Origin of the sequence: Nocardioides sp. (assembly GCF_035503875.1) — a bacterium.
In the GTDB taxonomy this organism is placed as follows: Bacteria; Actinomycetota; Actinomycetes; order Propionibacteriales; family Nocardioidaceae; genus Nocardioides.
The window spans coordinates 64,894-90,781 of record NZ_DATJTA010000003.1 but is presented as its reverse complement, the minus strand read 5'-3'; the positions used below and the strand labels follow the sequence as shown (position 1 = coordinate 90,781).

General features: G+C 72.8%; 25 protein-coding genes. 12 read left to right on the top strand and 13 right to left on the bottom strand.

Annotation, left to right across the window (positions count from 1 at the left end):
- Window positions 1-69: 69 nt before the first annotated feature.
- The 9 genes from VMF51_RS00545 to VMF51_RS00505 all read right to left on the bottom strand — a co-directional run bounded on the left by VMF51_RS00545 (window position 70) and on the right by VMF51_RS00505 (window position 9,393).
- Entirely contained in the window at window positions 70-1,266 is a 1,197-nt protein-coding gene (locus tag VMF51_RS00545; RefSeq protein WP_325472432.1) for a GAF domain-containing sensor histidine kinase, read from the bottom strand.
- Between the two features lie 70 nt (window positions 1,267-1,336).
- Window positions 1,337-3,013, bottom strand: a complete 1,677-nt coding sequence (locus VMF51_RS00540) for an HlyD family efflux transporter periplasmic adaptor subunit (protein ID WP_325472431.1) — start codon at window positions 3,011-3,013, stop codon at window positions 1,337-1,339.
- Window positions 3,010-3,816 (bottom strand): hypothetical protein, encoded by an 807-nt coding sequence (locus tag VMF51_RS00535; protein WP_325472430.1) that lies wholly within the window; start codon window positions 3,814-3,816, stop codon window positions 3,010-3,012. The genes VMF51_RS00540 and VMF51_RS00535 overlap by 4 nt, the downstream gene beginning before the upstream one ends.
- A 38-nt stretch (window positions 3,817-3,854) precedes the next feature.
- Complete coding sequence (locus VMF51_RS00530; protein ID WP_325472429.1) at window positions 3,855-5,081, bottom strand: ABC transporter permease; 1,227 nt, start codon at window positions 5,079-5,081, stop codon at window positions 3,855-3,857.
- Entirely contained in the window at window positions 5,078-5,776 is a 699-nt protein-coding gene (locus tag VMF51_RS00525) for an ABC transporter ATP-binding protein (protein WP_325472428.1), read from the bottom strand. Before VMF51_RS00525 ends, VMF51_RS00530 begins: the two co-directional genes overlap by 4 nt.
- On the bottom strand, window positions 5,773-6,954 hold the full coding sequence (locus tag VMF51_RS00520; protein WP_325472427.1) for an efflux RND transporter periplasmic adaptor subunit: 1,182 nt from the start codon (window positions 6,952-6,954) through the stop codon (window positions 5,773-5,775). The genes VMF51_RS00525 and VMF51_RS00520 overlap by 4 nt, the downstream gene beginning before the upstream one ends.
- 88 nt (window positions 6,955-7,042) lie before the next feature.
- Window positions 7,043-7,630, bottom strand: a complete 588-nt coding sequence (gene pspAB / locus VMF51_RS00515; RefSeq protein WP_325472426.1) for a PspA-associated protein PspAB — start codon at window positions 7,628-7,630, stop codon at window positions 7,043-7,045.
- Entirely contained in the window at window positions 7,630-8,556 is a 927-nt protein-coding gene (gene htpX, locus VMF51_RS00510; protein WP_325472425.1) for a zinc metalloprotease HtpX, read from the bottom strand. The genes pspAB and htpX overlap by 1 nt, the downstream gene beginning before the upstream one ends.
- A 42-nt stretch (window positions 8,557-8,598) precedes the next feature.
- The gene (locus VMF51_RS00505) at window positions 8,599-9,393 is read right to left on the bottom strand and encodes a PspA/IM30 family protein (protein ID WP_325472424.1); all 795 of its coding nucleotides are present in this window, start codon (window positions 9,391-9,393) and stop codon (window positions 8,599-8,601) included.
- A gap of 161 nt (window positions 9,394-9,554) precedes the next feature.
- Here VMF51_RS00505 and VMF51_RS00500 point away from each other — a divergent pair, with 161 nt between their 5' ends.
- Window positions 9,555-10,139 carry a DUF3043 domain-containing protein gene (locus VMF51_RS00500; protein WP_325472423.1) on the top strand — a complete coding sequence of 195 codons (585 nt, stop codon included), beginning with the start codon at window positions 9,555-9,557 and terminating at the stop codon, window positions 10,137-10,139.
- An 11-nt stretch (window positions 10,140-10,150) separates the two neighbouring features.
- On the top strand, window positions 10,151-10,966 hold the full coding sequence (locus tag VMF51_RS00495) for a hypothetical protein (RefSeq protein WP_325472422.1): 816 nt from the start codon (window positions 10,151-10,153) through the stop codon (window positions 10,964-10,966).
- Between the two features lie 143 nt (window positions 10,967-11,109).
- On the opposite strand, the gene VMF51_RS00490 is transcribed toward VMF51_RS00495, so the two are convergent.
- Window positions 11,110-12,114 (bottom strand): aldo/keto reductase family protein, encoded by a 1,005-nt coding sequence (locus tag VMF51_RS00490; RefSeq protein WP_325472421.1) that lies wholly within the window; start codon window positions 12,112-12,114, stop codon window positions 11,110-11,112.
- Between the two features lie 45 nt (window positions 12,115-12,159).
- Between VMF51_RS00490 and VMF51_RS00485 the strand changes: the two genes are divergently transcribed.
- Genes VMF51_RS00485 through VMF51_RS00475 form a run of 3 tightly spaced genes read left to right on the top strand, consistent with a single transcriptional unit; the run spans window position 12,160 to window position 13,693 of the window.
- Window positions 12,160-12,714: a GNAT family N-acetyltransferase gene (locus VMF51_RS00485; RefSeq protein ID WP_325472420.1), complete on the top strand. Its 555-nt coding sequence runs from the start codon at window positions 12,160-12,162 to the stop codon at window positions 12,712-12,714.
- Window positions 12,711-13,400, top strand: a complete 690-nt coding sequence (locus VMF51_RS00480; RefSeq protein ID WP_325472419.1) for an AzlC family ABC transporter permease — start codon at window positions 12,711-12,713, stop codon at window positions 13,398-13,400. The genes VMF51_RS00485 and VMF51_RS00480 overlap by 4 nt, the downstream gene beginning before the upstream one ends.
- Window positions 13,397-13,693: an AzlD domain-containing protein gene (locus VMF51_RS00475; RefSeq protein ID WP_325472418.1), complete on the top strand. Its 297-nt coding sequence runs from the start codon at window positions 13,397-13,399 to the stop codon at window positions 13,691-13,693. The genes VMF51_RS00480 and VMF51_RS00475 overlap by 4 nt, the downstream gene beginning before the upstream one ends.
- 42 nt (window positions 13,694-13,735) lie before the next feature.
- Here the strand turns inward: VMF51_RS00475 and VMF51_RS00470 are convergent, their stop codons facing one another.
- On the bottom strand, window positions 13,736-15,691 hold the full coding sequence (locus VMF51_RS00470; RefSeq protein ID WP_325472417.1) for a PTS mannitol transporter subunit IICBA: 1,956 nt from the start codon (window positions 15,689-15,691) through the stop codon (window positions 13,736-13,738).
- Window positions 15,692-15,885: 194 nt separating this feature from the next.
- Between VMF51_RS00470 and VMF51_RS00465 the strand changes: the two genes are divergently transcribed.
- On the top strand, window positions 15,886-16,944 hold the full coding sequence (locus VMF51_RS00465; protein ID WP_325472416.1) for a zinc-dependent dehydrogenase: 1,059 nt from the start codon (window positions 15,886-15,888) through the stop codon (window positions 16,942-16,944).
- A 92-nt stretch (window positions 16,945-17,036) separates the two neighbouring features.
- Here VMF51_RS00465 and VMF51_RS00460 read toward each other — a convergent pair whose 3' ends face one another.
- Window positions 17,037-18,578 carry a M4 family metallopeptidase gene (locus VMF51_RS00460; protein ID WP_325472415.1) on the bottom strand — a complete coding sequence of 514 codons (1,542 nt, stop codon included), beginning with the start codon at window positions 18,576-18,578 and terminating at the stop codon, window positions 17,037-17,039.
- Between the two features lie 81 nt (window positions 18,579-18,659).
- A complete protein-coding gene (gene dapB, locus VMF51_RS00455) occupies window positions 18,660-19,406 on the bottom strand; it encodes a 4-hydroxy-tetrahydrodipicolinate reductase (protein ID WP_325472443.1) in 747 nt (248 codons plus the stop codon).
- A 73-nt stretch (window positions 19,407-19,479) separates the two neighbouring features.
- Here dapB and VMF51_RS00450 point away from each other — a divergent pair, with 73 nt between their 5' ends.
- The 6 genes from VMF51_RS00450 (at window position 19,480) to VMF51_RS00425 (ending at window position 25,887) form a co-directional block, all read left to right on the top strand.
- The gene (locus VMF51_RS00450; RefSeq protein WP_325472414.1) at window positions 19,480-19,995 is read left to right on the top strand and encodes a class I SAM-dependent methyltransferase; all 516 of its coding nucleotides are present in this window, start codon (window positions 19,480-19,482) and stop codon (window positions 19,993-19,995) included.
- 81 nt (window positions 19,996-20,076) lie between these two features.
- On the top strand, window positions 20,077-20,673 hold the full coding sequence (locus tag VMF51_RS00445; protein ID WP_325472413.1) for a transposase: 597 nt from the start codon (window positions 20,077-20,079) through the stop codon (window positions 20,671-20,673).
- Window positions 20,670-21,230, top strand: coding sequence for a hypothetical protein (locus tag VMF51_RS00440; protein WP_325472412.1), 561 nt, complete (start codon window positions 20,670-20,672; stop codon window positions 21,228-21,230). Before VMF51_RS00445 ends, VMF51_RS00440 begins: the two co-directional genes overlap by 4 nt.
- A gap of 54 nt (window positions 21,231-21,284) precedes the next feature.
- Window positions 21,285-23,150, top strand: a complete 1,866-nt coding sequence (locus tag VMF51_RS00435) for an ATP-binding protein (RefSeq protein ID WP_325472411.1) — start codon at window positions 21,285-21,287, stop codon at window positions 23,148-23,150.
- Window positions 23,151-23,215: 65 nt separating this feature from the next.
- Complete coding sequence (locus VMF51_RS00430) at window positions 23,216-25,324, top strand: DUF4157 domain-containing protein (protein WP_325472410.1); 2,109 nt, start codon at window positions 23,216-23,218, stop codon at window positions 25,322-25,324.
- Window positions 25,321-25,887, top strand: a complete 567-nt coding sequence (locus tag VMF51_RS00425; RefSeq protein WP_325472409.1) for a hypothetical protein — start codon at window positions 25,321-25,323, stop codon at window positions 25,885-25,887. Before VMF51_RS00430 ends, VMF51_RS00425 begins: the two co-directional genes overlap by 4 nt.
- Window position 25,888: the final 1 nt, after the last annotated feature.

The following is a 25,888-nucleotide window of genomic DNA, read 5'->3' as shown; positions in this document are numbered from 1 at the left end:
GCGGTCAGCCGACCCGTCAATCGCGCCGCGACACACCGACGAAACCGCCGGGAAAGTGACGGGTCGCGCTCAAGCGGGGACGGTCAACCAGGCGCGGGTCCCGCCGCTCGGGGAGTCGTCCAGGCCGATCTGGCCGCCGTGCGCCTCGACGATCCGGCGGCAGGTGGCGAGGCCGATGCCGGATCCCTCGACCGACTCGTCGACCCGGGCGAGCGGTTGGAAGACGCGGTCGCGCTGCTCGGGGGCGATGCCGCGGCCGTGGTCGCAGATCTCGATCCGCCAGCCGTCGGCCTCCCGGACCGCGCCGATCTCGATCCGCGCCCTCTCCCCGGGGAGGGTGAACTTGGCGGCGTTGCCGACCAGGTTCTGGACGACCGCACGCAGCTGGACCGGGTCCCCCGTCACCACGGGCAGGTCGGTGACCTCGACCGTGGCCCCGGCCAGGGCGGAGGCGAGGTCGTCACGGACGTCGGCGACGACGGCGGCGAGGTCGACGGGCACCCGGGAGAGCTCGCCGCCGAGGCGGGCGAAGCTCAGCAGGTCGTCGATCAGCGCCTGCATGCGCTCGGCGCCGCTGATCGCCCGGTCCATGAGGAACGTCGAGCCGCCGGACTCCTCGGCCTGCTCGGCGATCAGGTTCAGCGCCATCATCACCGCGGACAGCGGGTTGCGCAGGTCGTGGCTGACCTGGCCGGCGAACGCGGCCAGCACCTCGTTGGACCGCTCCAGCTCCGACTGCGTGCTGCGCAGGTCGTCGACGGTCGAGCTGAGCTCGCGGGTGCGCAGCTCCAGCTCGAGCAGGTCGACGACCCGGTCGGCCAGGTGCTCCAACGCGCGCCTCTGGTCGTCGGTGAGCGTGCGCGGCACCGTGTCGAACACGCACAGGGTGCCGATCAACGTCCCGTCCGGCGTCGCGAGCGGGTGTGTCGCGTAGAACCGGACGTCGCCGATCACCCCGGTGACGAACGGGTTGTCCCGGAACCGGTCGTCCTGGCTCGCATCTGCCACGATCACCGGTACGCCGCCCTGGAAGACGACGTTGCACATCGAGTCCTCGCGCGCGCACACCGCCGCCTCGAAGCCGGCGGTCGCGATCTGGTGCTGCTCGGTGGCCGTGATCAGGTTGATCGTCGCCATCGGCACGCCGGCCACCTGGGCGGCGACGTCCACCAGTGCCACGAGGTCGCGGCGCGGTGGCCGGGTGACCACCTGGTAGCGCCCGATCTGGGCGACGCGCACCTCGTCCGTGTCGATGGACACGCTCACAGATCGGCTCCTTCGCGGGGGGTCGAGGCCTCGGATCCGGAGTGTAGCCACGCCGGGTCCGGAGGTGGCCTCAGCCTCCCGGGCGCTGCGGCATCGAGCCGCCGCCGCGGCCGCCGAAGCCCCAGCCCGTGTCGGCATCACCGCTCGGCAGCTCCGCGCCCAGCTCGGCGAGGACCACCTGGTCCCCCTCCTCGACCCCGGAGGTGATCTCGGTGCGGGTGCTCCCGACGACGCCCGTGACGACCGGCGTCCGGGTCGCCGTACCGCCCTCGACGACGCGGACGCTCCCCGAGGAGACCGCCGAGCTCGGCACCGTCAGCACGTCCCGGGCCGTCCCGACCACGACGCCGACCGAGGCCGTCGCGCCCGACGGGAGGCCGAGGTCGCGGCCGTCGAGGGTGACGAGGACCGGGTACGTCGTGCTGCCCGACGAGGTGTCCGCCAGCACCCCGACCGAGGTGACCTCGCCGTCCAGCGACTCCTCGGCGCCCGCCGGAAGCACCGACGCCCGCTGGCCGACCTCCAGCCGCCGTACCTGGGCCTCGGTCGCGGCCACGGTGACGGTGGTGCTGCCGCGGGCCGCGACGCTCACGACGGTGGTGCCCGCCGCCGTCGTCGCCCCCTCCTCGGCGGCGACGTCGACCACGGTCCCGGCGTACGGCGCCCGCAGGGTCGCCGACGCCAGCGCCTCCCGGGCGGCGACCAGTTCGGCTTTCGCCGCGTCGATCGCGGCCTGGTCCCGGGCCAGGGTGGCCGCCGTGACGGTGCCCGACCGCCCGGTCGATCCGCCCGACGGCGCGCTGGCCTGCACCTGCTGGCTGGGCTGCGCGGACGGCTGGGCCGACGGGGACTCCGACTGCGCACCCTGGCCGGCGTCGGAGCCGGACTCGTCGAGGTCGCCGAGCTTGCCGACCGCCGCGGAGAGCGTGCCGGCGAGCGTCTCGAGCGCGCGCTGCAGCACGGACTGAGCCGTCACCACCTCCTGCTGGGCCTCCTGGACGCTGCCCAGCGCGGCGGCGCAGGCCTCGTCGGCCGGGTCGGAGGTCGCGGACTCCGACGATTCCTCGCCCGGCTCGGCGGCGTCCGCGGGCGGCTCGGCCTCGAACGCATCGGTGCACGCCTCGGTCTGGGCGACCAGGGCCGCGCCGGCCTCCGTGATCGCGGCGGACGCGGTCGACTGCGCCGTCGTGACGGCCTGCTGCTGCGCGGCCAACCGGGCGAGGGCTGCGGCCATCGCCGCCGAGACGTCCGGCGACACGTCGCCCGACTGCCCGCCGGAGGACTGTTCGCTCCTCTCCTCGGACTGGTCCTGCTGCTGGTCCTCCGATCCCGAGGACGACGATCCCGAGGCCGCCGGGGCGGTGGTCGACGCGCTGACGGCCTCGACCTGGGCGTCCTGGTCGGACTCCAGCTGGGCCCGCGCGGTGGCCAGCGTCGCCTCGGCCCGTCGTACGGCGCGCCGCAGCGGGGTCCGGTCGAGCCGGGCGAGTACGTCGCCGGCAGCGACTCGGGCCCCGGTCGCCACCGGGATCGCCTCGATCGTCCCGTCGGTGCCGAACGCGACGTCGGCGCGCCCCGCGGGCGCGAGCGTCCCCGCCAGCGCCAGGGTCCCCTCCACGTCGGCGAGCGTCACGTCCGCGGTGCGGTACGCCGTCGCGGGCTCGTCCGACGCGGCGTAGGCAGCGTACCCGCCTCCGGCCAGCGCGAGGACGAGCGCCGCCGCACCGCCGCGCCGTACCGTCCTCACGAGTCCTCGCCCCGGGCCGGCGGGCCGCCGAAGCCGCGACCAGCGGCGCACTCGCCGTCGACGGCGTCGCTGACGTTGATCCGGGTCGCCGTCACGGCGCCGGTGTCGTCGGCCTCGCCGACCGCCATGACGCAGCGCCCGACCTCGGCCGCGGCGGCGTCCGCCTCGGTCGTCGTGGAGTACGTCGTGTCCGCGGTGACCGTGACCTCGGCGTCAACTTCTGCCGACTCGACGGTGAAGCCGGTGGTGCTCACCGCGACCACCTTCCCGGATGTCCCGCCGAAGCCGCCCGGACGGTCGGTCGGGCGGTCGGTGGGACGGTCGGTGGGCAGGTCGGTCGGCATCCCCTCGGGACGCTCACCGGCGGGCCCGCCGGCACCGCCGAAGCCGCCGACGCACTCGCCGTCCTCACCCGCCTCGGTGATGCGTACGGCGTCGGCCGCGACCGGCTCGCCGTCCTCGGTCTCGCCCTCGGTGGTGACGAACACGCAGGTGCCGACGGTGACGTCGTCGAGCGAGCCCGTCACCTGCTCGAGGAACGCGGTCTCCGCGGTCCAGGTGACCGCGACCTGCCCCGCGTCGGAGCTCTGGACCTGCATCGTCCGACCGCTGACGGCCGCGACGAGGCCGGAGGCTCCGGGAGCTCCAGGCATGCCGGCGCCGCCGGGTCCGCCCCGGTCGGCGGGAGCGGCCGGCGCGGCGGCTCCCCCGTCAGTGGCCGAGTCGTCGTCCCCGCCGCACGCGGTCAGCGAGGCGAGCAGGAGCACCGCGCACGCGGTGCCGGTGAGACGGGAGAGCTTCATGGGTCGGGGTTCTTCCTTCCGGTGGGGTCGCGCGCGGGTCATTCGCTGCGCAGCGCGTCGATGGGGGTGAGCCGGGCGGCCCGGCTCGCGGGGTAGACGCCGAAGCCGATGCCGAGCGCCACGGCGGTGCCGATCGCGCCGAGGGTCGCCACGGGCGAGACGGAGACCGGCTGGTCGATCAGGCTCGGCAGCACCTGGGAGCCGGCCACACCGATCAGTACGCCGACCACGCCCCCGGTGAGCCCCAGCAGGGAGGCCTCCACCAGGAACTGGCGCCGGATGACGCCGGGCGTGGCGCCGAGCGCCTTGCGCAGGCCGATCTCGCGGATCCGCTCGGTGACGGAGACGAGCATGATGTTCATGACGCCGATGCCGCCGACGAGCAGCGAGATCGCCGCGATGCCCGCGAGCAGCACCGTCATCGTCTCGTTGGTGGAGTTGGCCGTCTCGACCAGGGACGCCTGGGTCGAGATGGAGAAGTCCGCCTCGTCGGCGCCCACGTCGTGCAGGGTCAGCAGCAGCGCGTTCACCTCCTGGTACGCCGCGCTCAGCAGGTCGGCCGAGGCTGCCTCGACGTAGATCGTCGAGACCGAGGACGACGTCGTCCCGGTGAGCCGCTTGGCCGTGCTGATCGGCACCACCGCGACGTCGTCCTCGCTGCTGCCGGACGACGAGGCGCCGGAGGAGGTCAGCACGCCGACCACCGTCATCGGCGTGCCGTCGACGGAGACCGTCTGCCCGACCGGGCTGGTGCGCTCGAACAGCTCGCTCGCCGTGTCGGGGCCGAGGACGACGACGTCGGCCGCCGACGTCACCTCCGCGGAGGTGAAGAAGCGTCCCGAGGACAGCTCACGGGCGCGGACGTCGAGCCAGCTGGTGGTGGTGCCCACGACCGAGCTGGTCCAGTTGGTCTCCCCCGCCTCCAGCGAGGTCGAGGTCGAGGTCGTGGGCGCCACCCGGGCCGCGTCCGGGACAGCGGTCTCGTCGGCGATCGCCTCCGCGTCGCGCAGGGTCAGGGTGGACGCGGAGCCGAAGCCGCCGCGCATCCCGCTGGAGTCGGTGCTGCTGCCCGGCGAGACGATCAGCAGGTTGCTGCCGAGCGCGCTGATCTGCTGGCGCACCTGGTCCTGGGCGCCCTGGCCGAGGCCGACGGTGAGGATCACCGAGGAGATGCCGATGACGATGCCCAGCATGGTCAGGGTCGAGCGGAGCCGGTGGGCGCGCACCGCCTCGGCCCCGGCCCGCAGGGTCTCCGTCCAGCTCATGCCGGGACCCCGCCGATCCGCTCGTCGGAGGTGATCGCACCGTCGCGGATGACCAGGTTGCGACCGGCACGGGCCGCGACGTCGAGCTCGTGGGTGATCAGCACGATGGTGCGCCCGGCCCGGTGCAGCTCGTCGAGCAGCGCGAGCACGTCGGTGGTGGACTGCGAGTCGAGGTTGCCGGTCGGCTCGTCGGCCAGGATCATCGCCGGCTCGGTGACCAGCGCCCGCGCGACAGCGACCCGCTGCTGCTGCCCACCGGACAGCTCTCCGGGCCGGTTGTCGATCCGGTCGGCGAGACCGACCCGGCCCAGCGCCGCGACCGCCCGCTCCCGGCGCTCGGCGCGGGGTACGCCGGCGTACACGAGCGGGAGCTCGACGTTGCGCCAGGCCGGGAGCGTCGCCAGCAGGTTGAACTGCTGGAACACGAACCCGATGCGTCGGTTGCGCACCTCCGCCAGCTGGTCCTCGCTCATGCCGGAGACGTCCTCGCCGGCGAGCAGGTAGCGACCCTCGGAGGGGGTGTCCAGGCAGCCGAGGATGTTCATCAGCGTCGACTTGCCCGAGCCGGAGGGGCCGATGACGGCGACGTACTCGCCCTCGGTGATCGTGGTGTCGACGCCGCGCAGGGCCTCGAACTCGATGCTGCCGGAGCGGTAGGTCTTGCGGACGCCCTCCAGCTCGATGATCCCGCTCACGAGGGCGCCCCGCCCAGGCCGCCCGGGGGCATCTGGCCGAAGTCGGGCATCTCGCCCCCGCCGGGGAACTGCCCCGGCCGGTCACCACCGCCTCCGCCGCCACCGCCGGCGGGTCCGGAGAACCCCGGGATCTCGACGACGTCACCCTCGGCGAGGCCGGCGACCACCTCGGTGGACATGCCGTACGCCGTCCCCGTCTCGACCTCGGTCGTGACCTTCTCGCCGTCGACGATCCTCGTCACGTACGTCGTGTCGTCCTCCGTCGTGAGCGCGCGGCTCGGGACGGTCAGCACGCCGGCGGTCTGCGTGACGATGATGGAGACGTCGGCCGAGGTGCCGGCGTACAGGTCCTCCGGGGTGCCGGTGACTTCGACGACGACCGGGAAGACCGCCGCCCCGCTGGTGTTCGTCTCGGCCACCAGGCCGACGTCGGCGACCGTGCCGTAGACGACCTCGGTCGCCCCGCTCGGCGTGATCTCGGCCTGCAGTCCCCTCTCCAGCCGCGCCGCGTCCGCCGCCGCGACGGTGGCGTCGACGACGAAGCTCGAGGTCGACACGACCGTGATCGTGCCCGTGTCGCCGGACGACGAGGTGTCCGTACCGCCCGTGCTCCCCGGCGCGCTTCCGCCTCCGGAGGAGGTGCCGACCACGTCGCCCCGGGCGAGGTCGAGGCTGACGACGGTGCCGCGGACGGTGGAGCGCAGGGTCGCGTCGCGGACGGCCTCGCGCGCCTCCGCCACGCTGTCCTCCGCCGACAGGATGCTCGCGCGGTCGGCGGCGAGCTGGGTCGCCGAGGCGCCGTCGTCCTCGTCCTCCTCGAGCTGGGCGTACGCCGCGTCGAGGGCGGCCACCGCGGCGGTGCGCTCGGCGACCAGCGTGCCGGTGCCGACCCGAGCCAGCGCCTGGCCCTTGCGCACCGTGTCGCCCTCGGCGACCAGCACCCGGGTGACGGTGCCGGAGACCTCGAAGGAGAGCTCGGCGCTGCGCGCCGGAGCGATCGTGCCGCTGGCGGCGACGGTCTCGCGGACGGTCTCCGCCGACACCGTGGCCGTGGTCGGCTCGACGGCGACCGACTCGTCCCGGGCCAGGAGCCAGGCTCCGGTGCCGCCACCGGCGACGAGCAGGACGACCGAGATCGCCAGCAGCCGACGCGACCTCCCACGCAACAACCTGGGCACGAACGATCCCTCCGACGAGTCCGCAGGCCCTGGTCGGGCCCGTCGGCACGAGACTCGTCAGCGGGTCTGTGGCGGCGGTGGGTCGAACCTAGGAGGAGCCTGTGAGACCCGGCGCGCCCCAGACGGCCAGCCACCGGGACAGGTCCTCCTCGATCGGGAGCTCGCCGCGCAGCGCGTCGCGGATCTGGATCTCCAGCAGGTTGTCGCGCTGCTGGGGACCGGTCGGCGCGAACGGGTAGAAGGTGCCCTGCTTGTAGAGGTAGACCAGGCCGACGTGGCGTCCCGCATGGTCCTCGAAGGTCACGACCGTGCACAGCAGACCCGGCCCGAAGCCCTGGGCCTCCAGGCTCGTGTTCACGGCGTGCAGGCTGGCGCTGAGCCCCTCGACGCCGGAGCCCGGCTCCCGGTCGACCTCGACCCAGGTGAAGCCGAACTCGTCGCCGGTCACGCGCACCTCGGGCGCGTCGCCGGTGCTGCGGATCAGCTCGACCAGGTCGCGCTCGGTCTCGGCGAACGCGACCCCGGAGGCGCCGCGATAGCAGACCGAGCCGTCACCGGTCGGCACCAGACCCAGCGTGGTCTCCAGCGTGACGGCGGCGTTCGCGACGCCGAAGAGCGCGTCGAGGTTCGCCTGCTTCGGCTTGGACCTCCCGAGCAGCGAGTCCCACAGCCCCATCAGGGGGTACGCCGGCTCAGGTCGGCCTGGATCTCGGCCAGCTGCTCGAGCCGCTGCTCGAGCGTGGGGTGCGTCGAGGTGAGCGTGCGCAGCGAGACGCCCTTGACGGCCGGGGCGATGAAGAAGGCGTTCATGGCCTGCGAGGCCCGCAGGTCCTGGGTCGGGATGGCGTTCATCTCGCCGGTGATCTTCTGCAGCGCGGAGGCGAGCGCCTGCGGCTTCATCGTGAGGTACGCGCCCGCTCGGTCGGCGGACATCTCGCGGTAGCGCGACAGGAGCTTGAGCAGCACGAAGCTGACGGCGTACACGACCATGCTGACGAGCAAGACGACCAGCCAGATCGGCAGGCCGTTGTTGTTGTCGCGGCGGTTCCCGCCGAAGATCGCGCCGTACTGGGCACCCTGGGTGAGCATGCCGGCGACGATGCCGGCGCTGGACGCCACCGTCATCACCAGGACGTCGCGGTGCGCGACGTGCGAGAGCTCGTGGGCGAGCACGCCCTCGAGCTCCTCGGCCGTGAGGGTGCCCAGGATGCCGGTGGTCACGCACACGACCGCGCGGTCGGGCGAGCGGCCCGTCGCGAACGCGTTCGGGATGGCCATGTCGGCGATGCCGACCCGCGGCTTCGGCATGTCGGCCATCGCGCACAGCCGGTCGATCATGCCGTGCAGCTCGGGGGCCTGCTCCGGGGTGACCTCGCGCGCCCGCATGGCGCGCATCGCGACGGTGTCGGAGCTCCACCACTGGTAGACCGCGATGCCGATGCCGATCAGACCGACGATCAGGATGGCGCCCGAGCCGAACATGTTGCCGGCGACGCCCATCAGGACGACGATCAGCGCGACGAAGAGGCCGCCGAGCAGGAACATCACGAGGGTCATCCGGGCGGTCAGCCCGCGGTCTGGGAGGAAGCGGCTGTGTGCCATGTCCTTATTCTCCCGGGTCTTCCCAAGAGGTTCCTGTGAGGGTCAGCGGGGTTCCTCGGTGGGCTTCTCGGTCGCCTCGTAGGCCACACCGTTGCCCGCCGTGCCGGGCTCCTCGCCCGCCTCGAGCGCGGCCGGCGGCGGCGTACCGCCCTTGAGCCGGGCCAGCTCGGCCTCGACCTCGGACTGGGAGCTCATCGCCTCCAGCTCGCGGGCGATGTCGTCGCCGCGGTTGGTCGAGCTCGCGTCGTCGAGGACGCCGGAGGCGATCAGCTCGTCGATCGCGCCGGCGCGGGCCTGCATCTGCGCGGTCTTGTCCTCGGCGCGCTGGATCGCCTGGCCGACGTCGCCCATCTCGTCGCCGATGCCGGACATCGCCTCGTTGATGCGCGTCGACGCCTCGGCGGCGGTGTACGTCGCCTTGATCGTCTCCTTGCGGGTGCGGAACGCCTCGACCTTGGTCTGCAGCTGCTGCTGGGCGCGGGTGAGCTTCTCCTCCTCGCCCTGCAGCTGCTCGAGCTGGGCGTTCAGGTCGTTGATCTGACCGGTCAGCCCGGACTTGCGGGTCAGCGCCTCGCGGGCCAGGTCCTCGCGGTTCATGTCGATGGCCTGCTGCGCCTGGGTCTGGAGCTTCGCCTGCTGCTGCTCGAGCTGCTTGATCTGCAGCTCCACGCGCTTGCGGCTGGTGACGACGTCGGCGACCCCGCGGCGTACCTTGGAGAGCAGGTCGAGCTGACGCTGGTAGCTGTAGTCGAGGGTCTCGCGCGGGTCCTCGGCGCGGTCGAGGGCCTTGTGGGCCTTGGACTTGAAGATCAAGCTCATGCGCTTCATCAGGCTCATGGGGGTCCCTCTCGATGGTGTTCCAGCGCTGCCGCCACGTGCCTCTCACCCTATGACCGATCCCCAAGGTCAGGCGACCCGGGACGGCACGCGCCGAGGCGGGCGCCGGTAGGGTAGTGGGGCCCGTTGCCCCGCATGTCAGCTCGATCAGAAGGCCACCGTTGTTCCGTCGCAGCAAGTCCGAGACCGAGTCCCCGCAACCCGCCGAGGTCAAGCCCGGCGGCAAGGGGCGGCCGACCCCCACCCGCAAGGAGGCCGAGGCCGCCGCCCGGGCCCGCGCGAAGACCCCGCGCACCCGCAAGGAGCTCGCCCGCGCGCAGCGCGAGGCACGGTCCGAGTCGAGCCAGAAGGTCCGCGCGGCGATGAAGTCGGGCGACGAGCGCTACTACATGCCGCGCGACAAGGGGCCGATGCGCCGCTTCGTGCGCGACTTCGTCGACTGCCGCTTCACCTTCCTCGACATCCTGTTCCCGCTGCTGATCGTCTCGATGATCCTCGGCTACACCGGCGTCGACAGCCTGATGGAGCTCAGCAGCTTCCTGCTGCTCGCGACGATGCTGATGCTGTTCTTCGACATCCTCCGGCTCCGGTTCCGGCTGCGCCGCGAGCTCGCCGCGCGCTTCCCGGGCGAGAGCACCAAGGGCACCACCTACTACGGCATCAGCCGCGCGCTGAACCCGCGCTTCCTGCGGATGCCCAAGCCCCAGGTCAAGATCGGCCAGAGCCTCCCCGAGACCTACCGCTGAACTGACCGCCCGTGACCACCGACCAGGTCTACGGCCTGGCGGCCGGGCTCCTCAGCGCCTTCGTCTTCGGCGTCGCGGCGGTCGCCCAGGCCCACGGCGTACGACGCCACGCGACCTCGCCCGACCGGCTCGCGTCGTTCGTGCTGGCCTCGGTCCGCGACCCGTGGACCTGGGCGGTGCTGGTCGCCTACCTCGTGGGCTTCCTGCTGCACGCGGTGGCGATCTGGCTGCTCCCCCTCTACCTGGCGCAGGCCACCATCGCGATGTCGCTGCCGGTGACCGCGTTCACCTCGCGCCGGCTCGCGGAGCGGCTCGACCGGAGCCAGTGGACCTCGATCGGCCTGGTCTCCGGCGGCCTGGTCCTGCTCGCCCTCGGCTCCGGGTCCGCCGGCTCGGTGCGCACCGACTCGGCGTTCCTGCTCTGCCTGTGGGTCGGCGTCGCGCTGCTCGCCGTCGCCTCGACGCTCGGCGGACGGCTCGGCGGTGCCGGTCTTGGCACCCTGGCCGGCCTCGGGTACGCCGGCTCCGCGATCGCCGTGCGCGGCGTCGGCACGCCGGTCGACACCGGCACGGTCCTCGCCGCCCTCGCCGTACCGTCCTTCAGCCTGGTGGCCTTCTGGCTCTACTCGCGGGGCATGCACAGCGACTCGGTCTCGGCCACCACTGCGCCGATGATCGTCGGCCAGACGTTCATCCCCGCGCTGGTCGGCGTCGCCCTGCTCGGCGACGGCGTGCGCGAGGGCTGGTGGTGGTCGATCCTGCTCGGCCTGGTGCTCTCCACGATCGGCGCCGTACGACTGACCCAGGCGCAGCAGGCCGAGGGCTGATCACTCGGCCGGCGACCGGGGCCGGTGTGCAGGCTCATCACGGTATGCAGCCGAGCTGTCACTCCCCACGGTGGGTACGGCGTGGGAGGCGACAACTGGTCTGCATACCGTGATGAAGCTGCGACTGCTGCGACTCCCGCCGCTCAGAAGTCCCGCCGCGGCGGCGACTGCGTCTTGGCCGGGTCGCGCTCCACGACCGGGCCGACGACCTCGTCGATGGCGGCGAGTACGTCGGCGTCCAGCGTCACGCCGGCGGCCTTCACGTTGTCGGTGACCTGCTCCGGCCGGCTGGCGCCGATGATCGCCGAGGAGACGTTGGGGTTCTGCAGCACCCACGCGACCGCGAGCTGGGCCATGGAGAGCCCGGCGTCGGCGGCGATGGGCTGCAGGCGCTGCACCCGCTCCAGGACGTCGTCGCGCAGCCAGCGGCTGATCATGTTCGCGCCGCCCTTCTCGTCGGTCGCGCGCGAGCCCTCGGGGTGCGGCTGCCCCGGCTGGTACTTGCCCGTCAGCACGCCCTGCGCGATCGGCGACCAGACGACCTGGCCGATCCCCAGCTCCTCGGAGGTCGGGACCACCTCGGCCTCGATGACGCGCCAGAGCATGGAGTACTGCGGCTGGTTGGACACCAGCGGGATCCGCAGCTCGCGGGCCAGCGCGTGCGCGGCGCGGATCTCCTCGGCGCGCCACTCCGAGACGCCGATGTAGAGCGCCTTGCCGGAGCGGACGACGTCGGCGAAGGCCTCCATCGTCTCCTCCAGCGGCGTCTCGTGGTCGTAGCGGTGTGCCTGGTACAGGTCGACGTAGTCGGTGCCGAGCCGGCGCAGCGAGCCGTCGATCGCCTCGAGGATGTGCTTGCGCGAGAGCCCGTGGTCGTTGTGCCGCCCGGGGCCGGTGGGCCAGAAGACCTTGGTGAAGATCTCCAGACCCTCGCGCCGCTCCCCCGCCAGCGCCTTGCCGAGGACGGTCTCCGCGGCGGTGTTGGCGTAGACGTCCGCGGTGTCGAAGGTGGTGATGCCCTCGTCGAGGGCCTGTCGCACGCACGCGGTGGCGGCGTCCTCCTCCACCTGCGAGCCGTGGGTGAGCCAGTTGCCGTACGAGATGGCCGAGATCTTCAGGCCGCTGCTGCCGAGGTTGCGGATCTCCATGACTCGACCCTACTGAGCGGGTGTCGGCCTGCGAGGATGAGCGCCATGAGCTCCCCCACCGCCGACGTCTCCGTCCGCGTGGCCTGGGCCGACGACGCGGCCGCGATCGCCGACCTGCAGCTGCGCGCCTGGCCCGAGATGTACGGCGGGCTGGTGCCGGCCGACGCGTTCCCGAGCGGCCCCGAGGCGACGGCGCACGCCGCCGAGACCTGGCGGGCCGCGCTCACCCGCCCGCAGGACGCCCGCCACCGGGTCCTGGTCGCGCTCGAGCGCAACCGGGTCTGCGGCTTCGCGATCACGGGCCCGACGACCGACCCCGACTGCGACCCGGTCGCCGACGGCGAGCTCGCCGAGCTGACCGTCGACGCCGCCGAGCGCGGGAAGGGGCACGGCTCGCGGCTGCTGCAGGCGGCGGCCGACACGATGGTCGCGGACCGCTTCACGCGCGCCGTGACCTGGACCGTCGCCTCCGACGACCGGCTGCGCGCGTTCCTGGTGGCCGCCGGCTGGGGGGCCGACGGCGCCCACCGCGAGCTCGACCTCGACGGCGAGGGCACCACGCTCGTCAAGCAGGTGCGCCTGCACACCGCGCTGGCGTGAGCACGTCGGTCGAGGGGGTCGACCCGCAGCGGGCGGGGATCGTCCGGGACAGTCTCGGCGTCGGGATCGCCACCGGGTTGTACGGCGTCTCCTTCGGCGCCCTGTCGGTGGCCGCCGGGCTGAGCGTCGCGCAGACCTGCGTGCTGTCGCTGCTGATGTTCACGAGTGCCTCCCAGTTCGCGCTGGTCGGCGTCCTGGCGGGCGGCGGCTCGCCCGCGTCCGGCGCCGCGGCGGCCGTGCTGCTCGGCACCCGCAACACCCTCTACGGGCTGCGCCTGGCACCGCTGCTCGCCTGGCGGGGCGTACGACGCCTCGGCGCGGCCCACCTCCTGATCGACGAGTCGAGCGCTATGTCGGTCACCCGGGACACGACCGAGCGCGCCCGCACCGGTTTCCTCGTCACGGGCGCCTCCATCTTCGTGCTGTGGAACCTCTTCACCCTGGTCGGCGCGGTCGCCGGCGAGGCGATCGGCGACCCGCGCACCTACGGGCTGGACGCGGCGGCGGGCGGCGCGTTCCTCGCCCTGCTGTGGCCCCGGCTGTCCGAGCCGCGCAACCGCCTGGTCGCGGTCCTCGCGGTCGCGGTCGCGCTCGGCGTCGTCCCGTTCGTGCCGGCCGGCGTGCCGGTGCTCGCCGCCGGCGGCGTCGCGCTCCTGGTCGGCGCCCTCGCGAGGGGTCCGCGATGATCTGGGCCGCCATCCTCGCCGCCGGCGTCGGCTGCTACCTGCTCAAGCTCGCCGGGCTCTCCGTCCCCGCGTCGGTGCTGGAGCGGCCCGTCGTACGGCGGATCGCCGACCTGATCCCCGTCGCGCTCCTGGCGGCGCTGGTCGCGGTGCAGGTGTTCGCGGACGGCCACCGGGTGGTCCTCGACGCCCGCGCGGCGGGCCTGGGCGCGGCGGTCGTGCTGCTGCTCGTGCGGGCGCCGTTCCTCCTCGTCGTGGTCGGCGCCGCCGCCACGGCGGCCCTGGTCCGGCTGTAGGGGACGGGAGCCGGGCCAGGACCGCGTGCGGGAGGGTGCCGATCAGGCGGGCTGGACGGCCCCCAGGATCGCCATCACCTCGTCCGGGGTGGCCGCCTGCTCGAGGCGGGCCACCTGCTCCTTGTCGAGGAAGATCTCCGCGATCCGCCCCAGGAGCTTGAGGTGGTCGTCGCCGAGGGCCGCGATCCCCACGACGAACCGCACCTGCTTGTTCTTCCACTCGACCGGCTCGGCATAGCGCACGAACGAGATCGCCGTGCGGCGTACGTCGGCCTTCGCCTCGTTGGTGCCGTGCGGGATCGCCAGGCCGTTGCCCATGAAGGTCGAGACCGACTGCTCGCGGGCGTGCATCGCGTCGACGTACGACGCCTCCACCGCCCCCGCCGCGACCAGCAGCTCGCCGGCCCGGGTGATCGCGGCCTCGCGGGTCTCGCTCGCAGCGTCGAGCACGATCGATTCCGCCTCCAGCAGTCCGGCGGGGTCGATCGTGGCGGCCGGCTCCGCGACCTCGGTGTCCTCGCCCGCGCCGTTGCGCTGGCGCACCAGCTCGACGATCTCGTCGTAGCGCGGACTCGCCATGAAGTTGTCCACCGAGACGTGGACGGCCGAGGCGGTCCGCTGCTGGGCCCGGGCGGTCAGGTCCTGGTGGGTGACCACCAGGTCGCAGTCGTCGCCGAGGCTGGCGATCGCCTTGTTGACGACCGTGACCTCGGGGAAGCCCGCCGCGTGGATCTTCTTGCGGAGCACCGAGGCACCCATGGCCGAGGAGCCCATGCCGGCGTCGCAGGCGAAGACGATCGACTCGATCGGACCCGTCGAGCCCGCCGCGTCCGGGGCGCCGGCGAGCACCGAGGAGGCCACGGACCGCTTGCCCTTCATCGCCTCCATGTCGGCGGTCGCCCCCGCGAGGTCGCCGTCCTCCGTGGTCCGGTCGGTGCGCAGCAGCACCGCCCCGACCAGGAAGGAGACCGCCGCGGCACCGAAGACCCCGAGCGTGATGCCGAGGAAGTCGCCGCTGGGCGTCTGGGCGTAGACCGCGGCGATCGAGCCCGGCGCGGCCGGAGCCCGCAGCCCCACGTCGAAGAGGACGAACAGGAAGATGCCCGTCATGCCGCCGGCGATGGTGGCGAGGATCATCTTCGGCTTCATCAGCACATACGGGAAGTAGATCTCGTGGATGCCGCCGAAGAACTGGATGATCGCCGCACCCGGCGCCGAGGCCCGGGCGATCCCCCGCCCGAAGAAGGTGTAGGCCATCAGCAGGCCGAGACCGGGACCCGGGTTGGCCTCCAGGAGGAAGAGGACCGACTTGCCCTGCTCGGCGACCTCCTGGATGCCGAGCGGCGTGAGGACGCCGTGGTTGATGGCGTTGTTGAGGAAGAGCACCTTCGCCGGCTCGATGACGATCGAGGTCAGCGGCAGCAGGGAGTTGTCGACCAGGAAGTTGACCGCGTCCCCGAACCACTCGGTGATGCGGCGCAGCACCGGCGCGAGCAGGAACATCCCCGCGATGGCCAGCAGGCCGGCCAGGATGCCGGCCGAGAAGTTGTTGACCAGCATCTCGAAGCCCGGCTTGATCCGGTGCTCCCACAGCGCGTCGAGCCGCTTCATGATCAGGGCGGACAACGGACCCATGATCATGGCGCCGAGGAACATCGGCGAGCCGTTGCCGTCGCCGATGAAGATCGGGTCGCTGGTCGCGAGGATCACGCCCATCACGGAGGTGGCACCGACGACACCCCCGCGGACGTCGTACACGAGCCGGCCGCCGGTGTAGGCGATCAGGATCGGCAGCAGGTAGGTGATCGTCGGGCCGACCATCGTGGCGATCTTCTCGTTGGGGGTCCACCCGTCCGGGATGAAGAACGCGGTGATGAGTCCCCAGGCGATGATCGCGCCGATGTTGGGCATGATCATGTTGGACAGGAACGTGCCGAACTGCTGGACGCGGACCCGTGCGCTCCCTCTGCTGGGAGCCGGGTGAGTAGTGGTGGCCATGGACGCTTCCTTCCGAAACCGGTCGCCGCTCGGTGCCCGTCGCTCGCCTGTGACCCCGATCACAAGCACCTTTGATTGCCTTTATATGCCCGCCTGTTTCAGGGGTCAAGACCCCAAAACCAACACATTCAGAAACAACACCACACAGATGCGGTAGGCTTCCGGTCTCGCGACCCGTCACCAGGAGGACAACCATGAAGGCCCTGCGGTTCTACGCACCCGAGGACGTCCGGCTCGAGGACGTGCCGGAGCCGGAGTGCGGTCCCGACGAGATCAAGCTGAAGGTCAAGAACTGCTCGACCTGCGGCACGGACGTGAAGATCTTCCACAACGGCCACCAGAACCTCACGCCCCCGCGGACCATCGGCCACGAGATCGCCGGCGAGGTCGTCGAGGTCGGGGCCGACGTCAACGCGACGTACGGCACGGACTGGAAGCCGGGCGACCGCGCCCAGGTGATCGCCGCCGTCCCCTGCGGCGAGTGCCACGAGTGCCGCAAGGGCTGGATGGCCGTGTGCCAGAACCAGACCTCCGTCGGCTACCAGTACGACGGCGGCTTCGCCGAGTACATGATCGTGCCGCGACAGGTGCTGAATGTCGACGGCCTCAACCGTATCCCCGAGAACGTGGGGTACGACGAGGCGTCGGCCGCCGAGCCGTTCGCGTGCGCGATCAACGCCCAGGAGCTGCTCGGCATCGAGGAGGGCGACACCGTCGTCGTCTTCGGAGCCGGCCCGATCGGCTGCATGCACATCCGCATCGCGCGTGGCGTGCACAAGGTCGGCCCCGTCTACCTCGTCGACGTGAACGCCGAGCGGCTGAAGATGTCGGCCGAGGCCGTGCAGCCCGACGAGACGATCGACGGCTCCCAGGTCGACGTGGTCGAGCGGGTCATGGAGCTCACCGGCGGTCGCGGCGCCGACGTGATCATCACCGCCACCGCCGCCAACGTGACCCAGGAGCAGGCCATCGCGATGGCCGCGCGCAACGGCCGGATCTCGTTCTTCGGCGGCCTGCCGAAGACGAACCCGACCATCACCTGCGACTCCAACGTCGTGCACTACCGGCAGCTGCACATCCACGGCGCCAACGGCTCGGCCCCCGAGCACAACAAGCGGGCGCTGGAGTACATCTCCACCGGTCAGGTCCCGGTCAAGGACCTCATCACCGAGCACATCCCCCTCGAGCGGGTGCTGGACGCCTTCGAGATCGTCAAGGCGGGCCGCGCCATTAAGGTCACCGTCGAGCCCTGACCGACCGAGTCGTCCACGACTCCCCCGCACACACGAGGCCCGTGCCGGATCCCCCTCCAGCACGGGCCTCGGCGCATCCTGCCGCCGCAGCGTCAGGACACGTTCACAGCGCTCCAGGCCGCCGCCACGGCGGCGCGCTGGGCGCTCGCGGCGCCGTACAGGTCGGACGCCGCGTCGAGCGTGGCGGTTCGCGCTCCGGCGTAGTCCGTGCCCGAGGTCATGTAGACGCTCAGCGCCCGGAACCAGATCCGGGCCGCCGCGTCCCGGCCGATGCCGGCGACGGTGGAGCCGTCGCAGGTGCTCGAGCTGTGCGCGACGCCGCCGATCGTCCTCGCCCCGGAGCCCTCGGCGAGCAGGTAGAAGAAGTGGTTGCCGACGCCCGAGGAGTAGTGGACGTCGAGGTCCTGGGTGCCGCTCGTCCAGCAGTTCTGCGAGGCGCCGTCGGAGTCCGGGTCGTCCATCCGGCGGAAGCCGCGGTGGTCGCCCAGGTCGAACTCCTCGCCGATCAGGTAGTCGCCCGGGTCGGCGGAGTTGGCGGCGTGGAACTCCACCATGGTCCCGAAGATGTCCGAGGTCGCCTCGTTCAGGCCGCCGGACTCCCCGGAGTAGGTGAGGTTCGCGGTGTTCTCGGTGACGCCGTGGGTCATCTCGTGACCCGCCACGTCCAGCGAGACCAGCGGACCGAACTCGGTGCCGTCGCCGTCGCCGTACGTCATCTGGGAGCCGTCCCAGAAGGCGTTGACGTAGCCGTTGCCGTAGTGGACCCGGCTCGGGACACCCCGGCCGTCGCCGAAGATGCCGTTGCGGCCGTGGACCAGCTTGAAGTAGTCGAAGGTCGTCGCGCCGCCGTAGTGGGCGTCGACGGCGGCGGACTCGCGGTTCGCGTTCGTGCCGCTGCCGAAGGACGTGTCGGTGCTGGAGTACGCCGTACCGGCCGAGCAGCCGACGCGGAGCAGCTGGCACAGGATCGAGTCCTCCCGGTTCCTCATGTCGGTGGTCCGCGCGTTGCCGCGTGCCGGGTCGGTCAGCGTGTACGACGACCCGGACTGCGTGATCGACAGCGGCACCGTCCCGCTGTAGAGCGACTGCCCGGAGCCCTCGGCGGTGTGGATGCCCTCCACCCGGCGCAGCACGGCGCCGGTGCGCGCGTCGACGTACGTCGCGAGCCGGCTCGGCGTGCCGTCGTCCTGCGTGCCGTGGGTGGTGACCTCCCAGGCGAGCCGCGGCGCGTCGCCGAGCGCGTCGACCACCAGCTCCGGGGCGCCCTCGGCGCGCAGGCCGTCGATCGCGGCGGTGGCCCGGGCCGGGGCGAGAGCTCGCGTCTCCGCACGGTCGGCCGGCACCAGAGGATCGGTCGCCAGTCTCAGCGCCGAGTCCAGGGTCTGACTGACCCCCTGCAGGGAGTCGTCGGGGCCGCGGTGGACGACCCGGTCACCGCCGAGCACCCGCAGCCCGTCGTACGTCCGGTCCACCCGGACGTGGGTGGCCCCGCCGGGATCGGTGACGACGTCCGTCACCGTGAACGACGTCTCCGCGGCACCCTCGGCCGCTCCGGCGGCCCCGCCGCCGCCCGCGACCCCGAGCGTCCCGATCGCGACCGTCGCCAGCGTGGCGACTCCCCAGCTCCTGCGCATGTGGTTCCCTCTCGTCCCGACCCGCCCCGAGTGGCGGATCCGACGAGCCAACGAGCAGAGCCCGGTGGGGGCTACGGAGAGCTAGTCGAGATCGAGGAAGTGCTCGAGTCCGACCGTGAGGCCGGGGTGCGCGGCGATGGCCCTCAGCCCGGTCAGCACACCGGGCGTGAACGAGGCCCGGTCGAGGGAGTCGTGGCGGATGGTCAGGGTCTCCCCCACGCCGCCGAGGACGACCTCCTGGTGCGCCACGAGCCCGCGGATCCGCAGCCCGTGCACCCGGATGCCGTCGACGTCGGCGCCCCGGGCGCCGTCGAGCGAGGTCGAGGTGGCGTCCGGCACGGGCGGGCACCCCGCGTCGCGGCGCGCGGCGGCGATCAGCTCCGCCGTACGACGGGCCGTGCCGGACGGCGCGTCGGCCTTGTCGGGGTGGTGCAGCTCGACGACCTCCACCGACTCGTAGAACGGAGCGGCGGCAGCCGCGAAGCGCATCATCAGGATCGCGCCGATGGAGAAGTTGGGGGCGATCAGGACGCCGGTGGCGGGCGACTCGGCGAGCCAGCCGCGGAGCGTGTCGAGCCGGGACTCGTCGAATCCGGTGGTGCCGACGACCGCGTGGATGCCGTGGGCGACGCAGAACCGGAGGTTGTCCATGACCACGTCGGGGTGGGTGAAGTCGACCACCGCCTCCGCGCCGGCGTCGACCAGCGCCTGGATCGGGTCGCCCGCGTCGACCGTCGCGACCAGCGCCAGATCGGCGCTCTCCTCGACCGCGCGGCACACCTCGGCGCCGACCTTGCCCCGCGCGCCGAGCACGCCCACCTTGATCACGTCACCCACGTCACCACCGTAGTGGGCCATCCGGTGATCCCATCCGGGTGCCCGTTCTGGCAGGCTTGGCCCCATGGTGGCGCAGGCGATTCCGTCCCGGATCCGGTGGGCGGTCGAGTTCATGGACGTCCAGCCCTCGGACCACGTCCTGGAGATCGGCTGCGGACCCGGCGCGGGTGCCGAGGCGATCTGCAGCAAGCTGGAGACCGGCAAGCTGTTCGCGATCGACCGCTCGGAGTCCGGCGTCGACCGCACCAAGCGGCGCTGCGCGAAGTACGTCGAGTCGGGCCGGCTCACCGTGCGCCAGATCGACCTGGCGACGCTGCGGGTGCCGGTGAAGCGGCTGACCAAGGTCTACGCGTTCAACGTCAACCTGTTCTGGGTGCGCGACTGCGCCGACGAGATCGCCCTGCTCCACGAGCGGGTGCTGCCGGGCGGCGCCGTGTTCCTCTTCTACGAGGTGAAGTTCCCCGACCAGCTGCCCACCATCGTCGAGAAGGCGTCGGCCGCGCTCGCCGGTGGCGGCTTCCGGGTCTCGGTCGTCGAGCAGAAGACACCCGCGGTCGTCGGCATCATCGGCCGCCGGTGAAGGCTGCCGCCTTATAGTCCCCTTCCCTAAGGTTATTTCCTAATGTAGCCTCGGCATCAGGGCACGACCGAGGGGGAACGCATGTCCGTCCTGGTGCTCACCGTCGACCAGCGCGACAGCCGCCGCGGGCGCGATCAGGTCCCCACGGCCCTGGAGCTGCTCGGCGGGGTCGCCGCGCTGCGCTCCTTCGAGCGGACCGCCGGTGACGAGCTCCAGGGCGTGCTGGACGACCCCGCCGCCCTTCCCGCCGCCGTCGAGCCACTGCTGCGCGCCGGGACCTGGAGTATCGGGATCGGAGTCGGTCCCGTCGACCTGCCCCTGCCACCGCACGCACGGGCCGGCGCCGGCCCGGCGTACCTCCATGCTCGCGCGGGCGTCACGGCGGCCAAGACCAGTCCCTGGCACCTCCGGGTCGTCGGCGAGCGTCCCGGCGCCCGTCAGCTGGAGTCGGCGCTGTGGCTGTGGGCCGCGGTGCTGGCACGTCGCACCCCGCGCGGCTGGGAGGTCGCCGACCTCGCCGACACCGGCCTGTCGTACGACGAGGCCGCCCGCCGCCTCGGCATCAGCCAGTCGGCGGTCAGCCAGCGCGCCCAGGCCGCCGGCATCGTGGAGGGCCGGCGCGCCCGCGAGCTCGTCACGCACCTGGCCACCACCGCCCTGGAGGAGGCGCGCGGATGAGCACCGACACCGCCGGCCTCATCATCCTCGTCCTCGTGGGCGCGGCCCTCCTCGCCGCGACCGTCGGCTGGACGGCCGCCGGGCGCGACGTGTGGGCACCCTGCTCGGCCGTGCTGCTGGCCGCCACGACGATCACCGCGGCCGCCGTCCCCGGGGTCCAGGTCGGCGGGCACGGCGGGGTCACCCTGCTGGTGATCCTGGCGGGCGCTCTCGCGGCGATCGGCGGCGGACCACTGACCTCGCTCGTCTTCGCCTGGGTCGACCGGCACGACCATCCTCCGACCGGCGACCAGCAGCCGATCCACACCGCCGGCTCCGTGCTGCGCGGCGGAGCCTGGATCGGTGCGCTGGAGCGGACGGCGGTGTTCGCCAGCCTGGTCGGCGGCATGCCGGAGGGGATCGCCATCGCCCTGGCCGTCAAGGGTCTGGGCCGCTATCCCGAACTGCGCAACGGCGCCTCCGCCGGCGCGGCCGAGCGGTTCATCATCGGCACCTTCACCAGCGTGCTCTGGGCCTGCGCGTGCGCCGGCGTGGTGCACCTGGTCCTGCTGCGCTGACCGCGCTGCCGCCGTACGCCGGACATCGCACGCGGCACGTGCGATCCTGACCCCGTGCAGACCCTCGCCGCCCGACTGACGGGTGCCGTCGAGCGACGGGCCGATGCCGGCTGGGACCAGGCCGCGACCGCCCGGGCCGCGCTGGAGGCCGTCGTCGCCGACGGCGTCGACCCCGCGCTCGCCGACGCGCTCAAGACCATCCGTCACCAGTTCGGCCTCGGCGAGCAGGAGACCGACCTTCTGGAGGTCGCGGCCGCCGCCGAGCAGAGCGTCAGCGGCCACCTGCTCCTCGGCCTGCTCGCCGGCGACGGCCATCCGGGCCGCCCGACCGTCGCCGTGGCACTGGAGCTCGCCGGACTCCCCGCCGACGCGCGCTCCGCCCGGACCCACTTCGGCGAGCGCTCACCGCTGGTCCGCTTCGGCCTGGTGAGCGTCGCCGGCACCGACGTGCTGCTCAGCAGGCGCGTCGTCGTGCCGGAGCGGGTCTCGGGCTTCCTCGCGGGCGACGACGTCCCGAGCCGGGCCGTGCTGGGGCTGCTGCTCGACGGCGTCCCCGTCGCCGTCGAGGGCACCGAGCTGCTCGCGTCCGCGCTCCGCGCCGGTCAGCGCCTGGTCTGGGTGCACGCCACCGGCGGCGGCGCCGGCGCGGCCATGGCGACCGCCGCCTGCCACGAGCTCGGCGTGTCCTGCCTGATCGCCGACCTCGGGCGCCTCGAACCCACCGCCCAGGTCTCCGACGTCGTCCTCGACCTGCTGGTGGAGTGCGGCCTCTCCGGGACCGTGCTGGTCCTGGTCAACGCGGAGAAGGCGCGGGCCGACTCCTACTCGCGGTCGGTCGTCCCGGTCATCGCCGTGAGTGCCGAGCCCTGGGACCCCGCCTGGCCGGCCGACCTTCCGCTCACCGTGCCGGCGCCCCGGCTCTCGGTCGCGGAGCGTCAGTCGCTCTGGGAGCCGCTGCTGGGCGACCTGGCCGGCAGCCGCGAGATCACCGGGATGCCGCTGTCGCCCGAGCAGATCGTCAACGTCGGACGGCACGCCGCGACCACGGCCTCCCTGCACGGGGAGGAGGGCATCTCGGCCGAGCGGATCCGCCACTCCGCCCGCGAGCTGAGCCGGGGCCGGTCGGTGCGCGCCAACGCCGGGTCGTCGGTGAGCCTGGACGACCTCGTCCTCCCGCCCGCGGCCCTCGGCGAGGTGACCCGGATGCTCGACTGGGCACGGTTCCGCGACGAGGTGGTCGCGATGGGACCCCTGCACGGCAAGGGGGGCAAGGGCGTGGGCATCTGCGCCCTCTTCTCCGGACCGCCCGGCACCGGCAAGACCCTGGCCGCGCACGTCGTCGCCGACTCCCTCGGGATGGACCTCTACCAGGTCGACCTCTCCACGATCGTCGACAAGTACATCGGGGAGACCGAGAAGAACCTCGAGCGCGTCTTCCAGGAGGCCGAGGCGACCAACGCCGTGCTCTTCTTCGACGAGGCCGACGCGCTGTTCGGGTCCCGCTCGGAGGTCAAGGACGCCAAGGACCGCTACGCCAACCAGGAGATCGCCTACCTGCTCCAGCGGATGGAGCAGTTCGACGGCATCACCGTGCTGGCCAGCAACCTGCGCGGCAACCTCGACCCCGCGTTCGCGCGGCGCCTGCACTTCATGGTCGCCTTCCCCGACCCCGACCAGCCCACCCGTCGACGGCTGTGGGAGCACCACCTCGACGGGCTCGCCGTCGATGCCGACGACCCGGTCGACGTCGAGTGGCTCTCCACCTCGGTCGAGCTCGCCGGTGGTGACATCCGCAACATGGTGCTCTCCTCCGTGTACGCCGCCGTCGCCGAGGGCAGCGCCGTCGGCATGCGCCACGTCGCCGACGCGGTCCGCCGCGAGCACATCAAGCTCGGTCGCCGCCCACCGGTCGTGCGCTAGTCCGGAAGACAAACTTTCGCGCGTTCGGCCACGGGTGGGCCTCGGCGGCCGACAGAATTCGTCCCATGAGCACCGATCGCGACCGGGCCGCAGCGGACGTCGCCCCCGCACCGGTCCAGCAGGCACCGATCGAGAGCCCCGCGCCCGTCGCCCCCGTCCCCCTGCCCGTGGCGGCACCCGCGACGGGCAGCCTCGTCGTCGGGCACGCCGAGGACCGCGCCGAGGCCGACGCCGACCAGATGGCCGACGCCGCCCTCTCCCGCCTGCGCCGCCTCGAGCTGGCCGACGGCACCGCCGGGGGCGACGCCGACGCCCACCAGCACGGTCCCGGCTGCGACCACCTGCGCCGCTCCCCCGCGCCCAGCGGGAACCCGGTCGTCGGCTACGAGGGCGGCGCGCTCGACTCCGCCACCAGCTCCGCCATCGAGAGCCGCCGCGGCGCGGGCCGGCCGCTCGACGCCGAGGTACGCCGCCGGATGGAGGGCGCCTTCGGCTCCAGCTTCTCCGGCGTCCGGATCCACGCCGACGACGCGGCCGCCAAGCTCAACACCGCCGTCTCGGCCCGGGCGTTCACCACCGGCAAGGACGTGTTCTTCGGCAAGGGCCAGTACGCCCCCGGAACCCCCGCCGGCGACAAGGTGCTCGCCCACGAGCTCGCGCACACGCTGCAGCCCGCGGGCGGCGCGCAGCGGCTCGTGGCGACCACCGCGATCTCGCCGCAGGCCCGCGCGGCGATCGGTCGCGGCGTCGCCACCGGCACCCGGATCTCCCGCTGGGAGCTGCCGTGGCGCAAGAAGAAGGAGGCGCCGGCGCCGAAGCCGGAGCCCGCCAAGCCCGCGGTGCCGGCCTACACCGGTCCTGCGGGGACCATGGACAACCTGTGGATGGAGGGCGGCAAGCCCGGAGGCGCGGGCGTGGCCGTCGGCAGCATCGCGCTCGGCACCCACCTCGGCAAGGCCGCCGGAGGCGCGAGCGAGGCGCTCGGCGGCCTGCTCGTCGGCGACTCCCTCATGGGGCTGAACAACGCCCGCAAGATGGACAACGACGGCACCAGGTTCGACGACGCGGGCATGAAGAACATGGCCGGGCGCAAGGGGAAGAACCAGGGCAACGCGCTCGCGGGCGCGGCGCTCTCGACCGCCAAGGCGGGCGTGGGCACGGCCTTCGTGCAGAGCGGCGGAAGCGCCAAGGACTTCGTCGCCAGCACCGGCAACGCAGCGCTCGGCACGGCCGCCGGGGCGCTCGGCGTGGCCGCCGGGTCCGCCCAGGTCCTCCAGGGGATGTGGCGCGGCGGCAAGGCCGTCCAGAAGCTCTGCCGCCTCACCTGGGGTCGCGCCAAGACGATGCTGAGCAAGCGCGGCCAGGACTGGAAGTCCGCCATCGTCTCGGCCGAGAAGTTCAAGGGCGCCGTCGCCGCCATGAAGATCACCCTCGGGGCGCTCGGCATCGCCGCGGGCGCCCTGCTCATCGTCAGCAACCCCATCGGCTGGGGCATCGGGATCGCCGCGGCCATCGCCGGAGGCGTGTACGCCGGCGCGAAGATCGCCGGCAAGCTGAAGAACACCTGGGACCGCCGCAAGGCCGCGGAGGCGATCGCCCAGGGCCGCAAGTCCGAGGAGGTGCTGGGCGAGGGGATCTTCGAGCGCGGCGTCGAGACCGAGCAGGGCGGCGACCTCGAGAACGTCTTCGAGCGCGGCGTCGAGAGCGAGGGCGCGGAGGAGGAGTTCGAGGAGATGCGCGAGCCCCGTCCCCGGGCGAAGACGCGCGGGCAGATGTCGCTGCCCGAGGCCAAGGCGGCGGGCAAGCTCAGCTCGAACCGCGGCTTCGCCGGCCCCGCTCCCAAGAACCCGAAGACCACCGAGGGCAAGGCGCGGTCGGCGGCGATCCAGGAGGCCAACGAGGTCTCCCGACTCGCCTCGACCAACGCCCGGCTCGCCGACGAGCTGCGCAGCGCCCTGCAGGCCGGTGAGGCGGACGTCGTGCACAAGGCGCTGCACGAGTTCCAGCAGAACCCCAAGGCCGACCGCGGGGCCTGGATCCCCGGGGAGACCGAGCGCGAGCTGCACGACGCCTACCTGCTGCTCGACTCGATCAACGTCAACCTCGAGGAGGCGCTCTCCGAGTCCGGTCAGGACCTCATCGAACGCAAGCTCTCGAAGGTGGAGTCCATGTGACGGAGGTGACCGAGCCCGACCCGCCGTACGATCCGGAGGCGGATCCGGCGTACGAGCTGTTGGGGCTGCTGGCCGAGGAGTTCGCGGCCGGCGGCATCGAGGCCTCGCTGCTGCCGGGGGACGACGAGGTCCCGGCCCAGCTCATGGTGCCCCTGGTCGCCGAGGACGGCGCGTCCTGGACCGCGCACGTCTGCTTCCTGCCCGAGCACGCCTCGCCCGCGGTCCTGCAGTACCTCGTCGTCGTGGACGACGACATCCGCGACGACGCCGTCCCGACGACGGCACGGTTCCTGCACCAGGTGAACGCCGCCCTCCCCCTGACGGGGTTCGAGCTCGGCGAGAGCGTGTCGACCGTGGTCTTCCGCCACACCCAGGCCCTCTCGGTCCACCCGCTCGACCCCGGGGTGGTCGCCTGGCCGCTGTCGATGATCCACCACGCCGTCACCCGCTTCGGCCCGCTCGTGGTGGCCGCCGGCGACGGTGTCCCCTTCGCGGAGCTCGTCGCCGGCTTCGGGCGCGCGATGGCCGCGTTGTACGCCGAGCCGCCGGCCGCCGGCTCCTGAG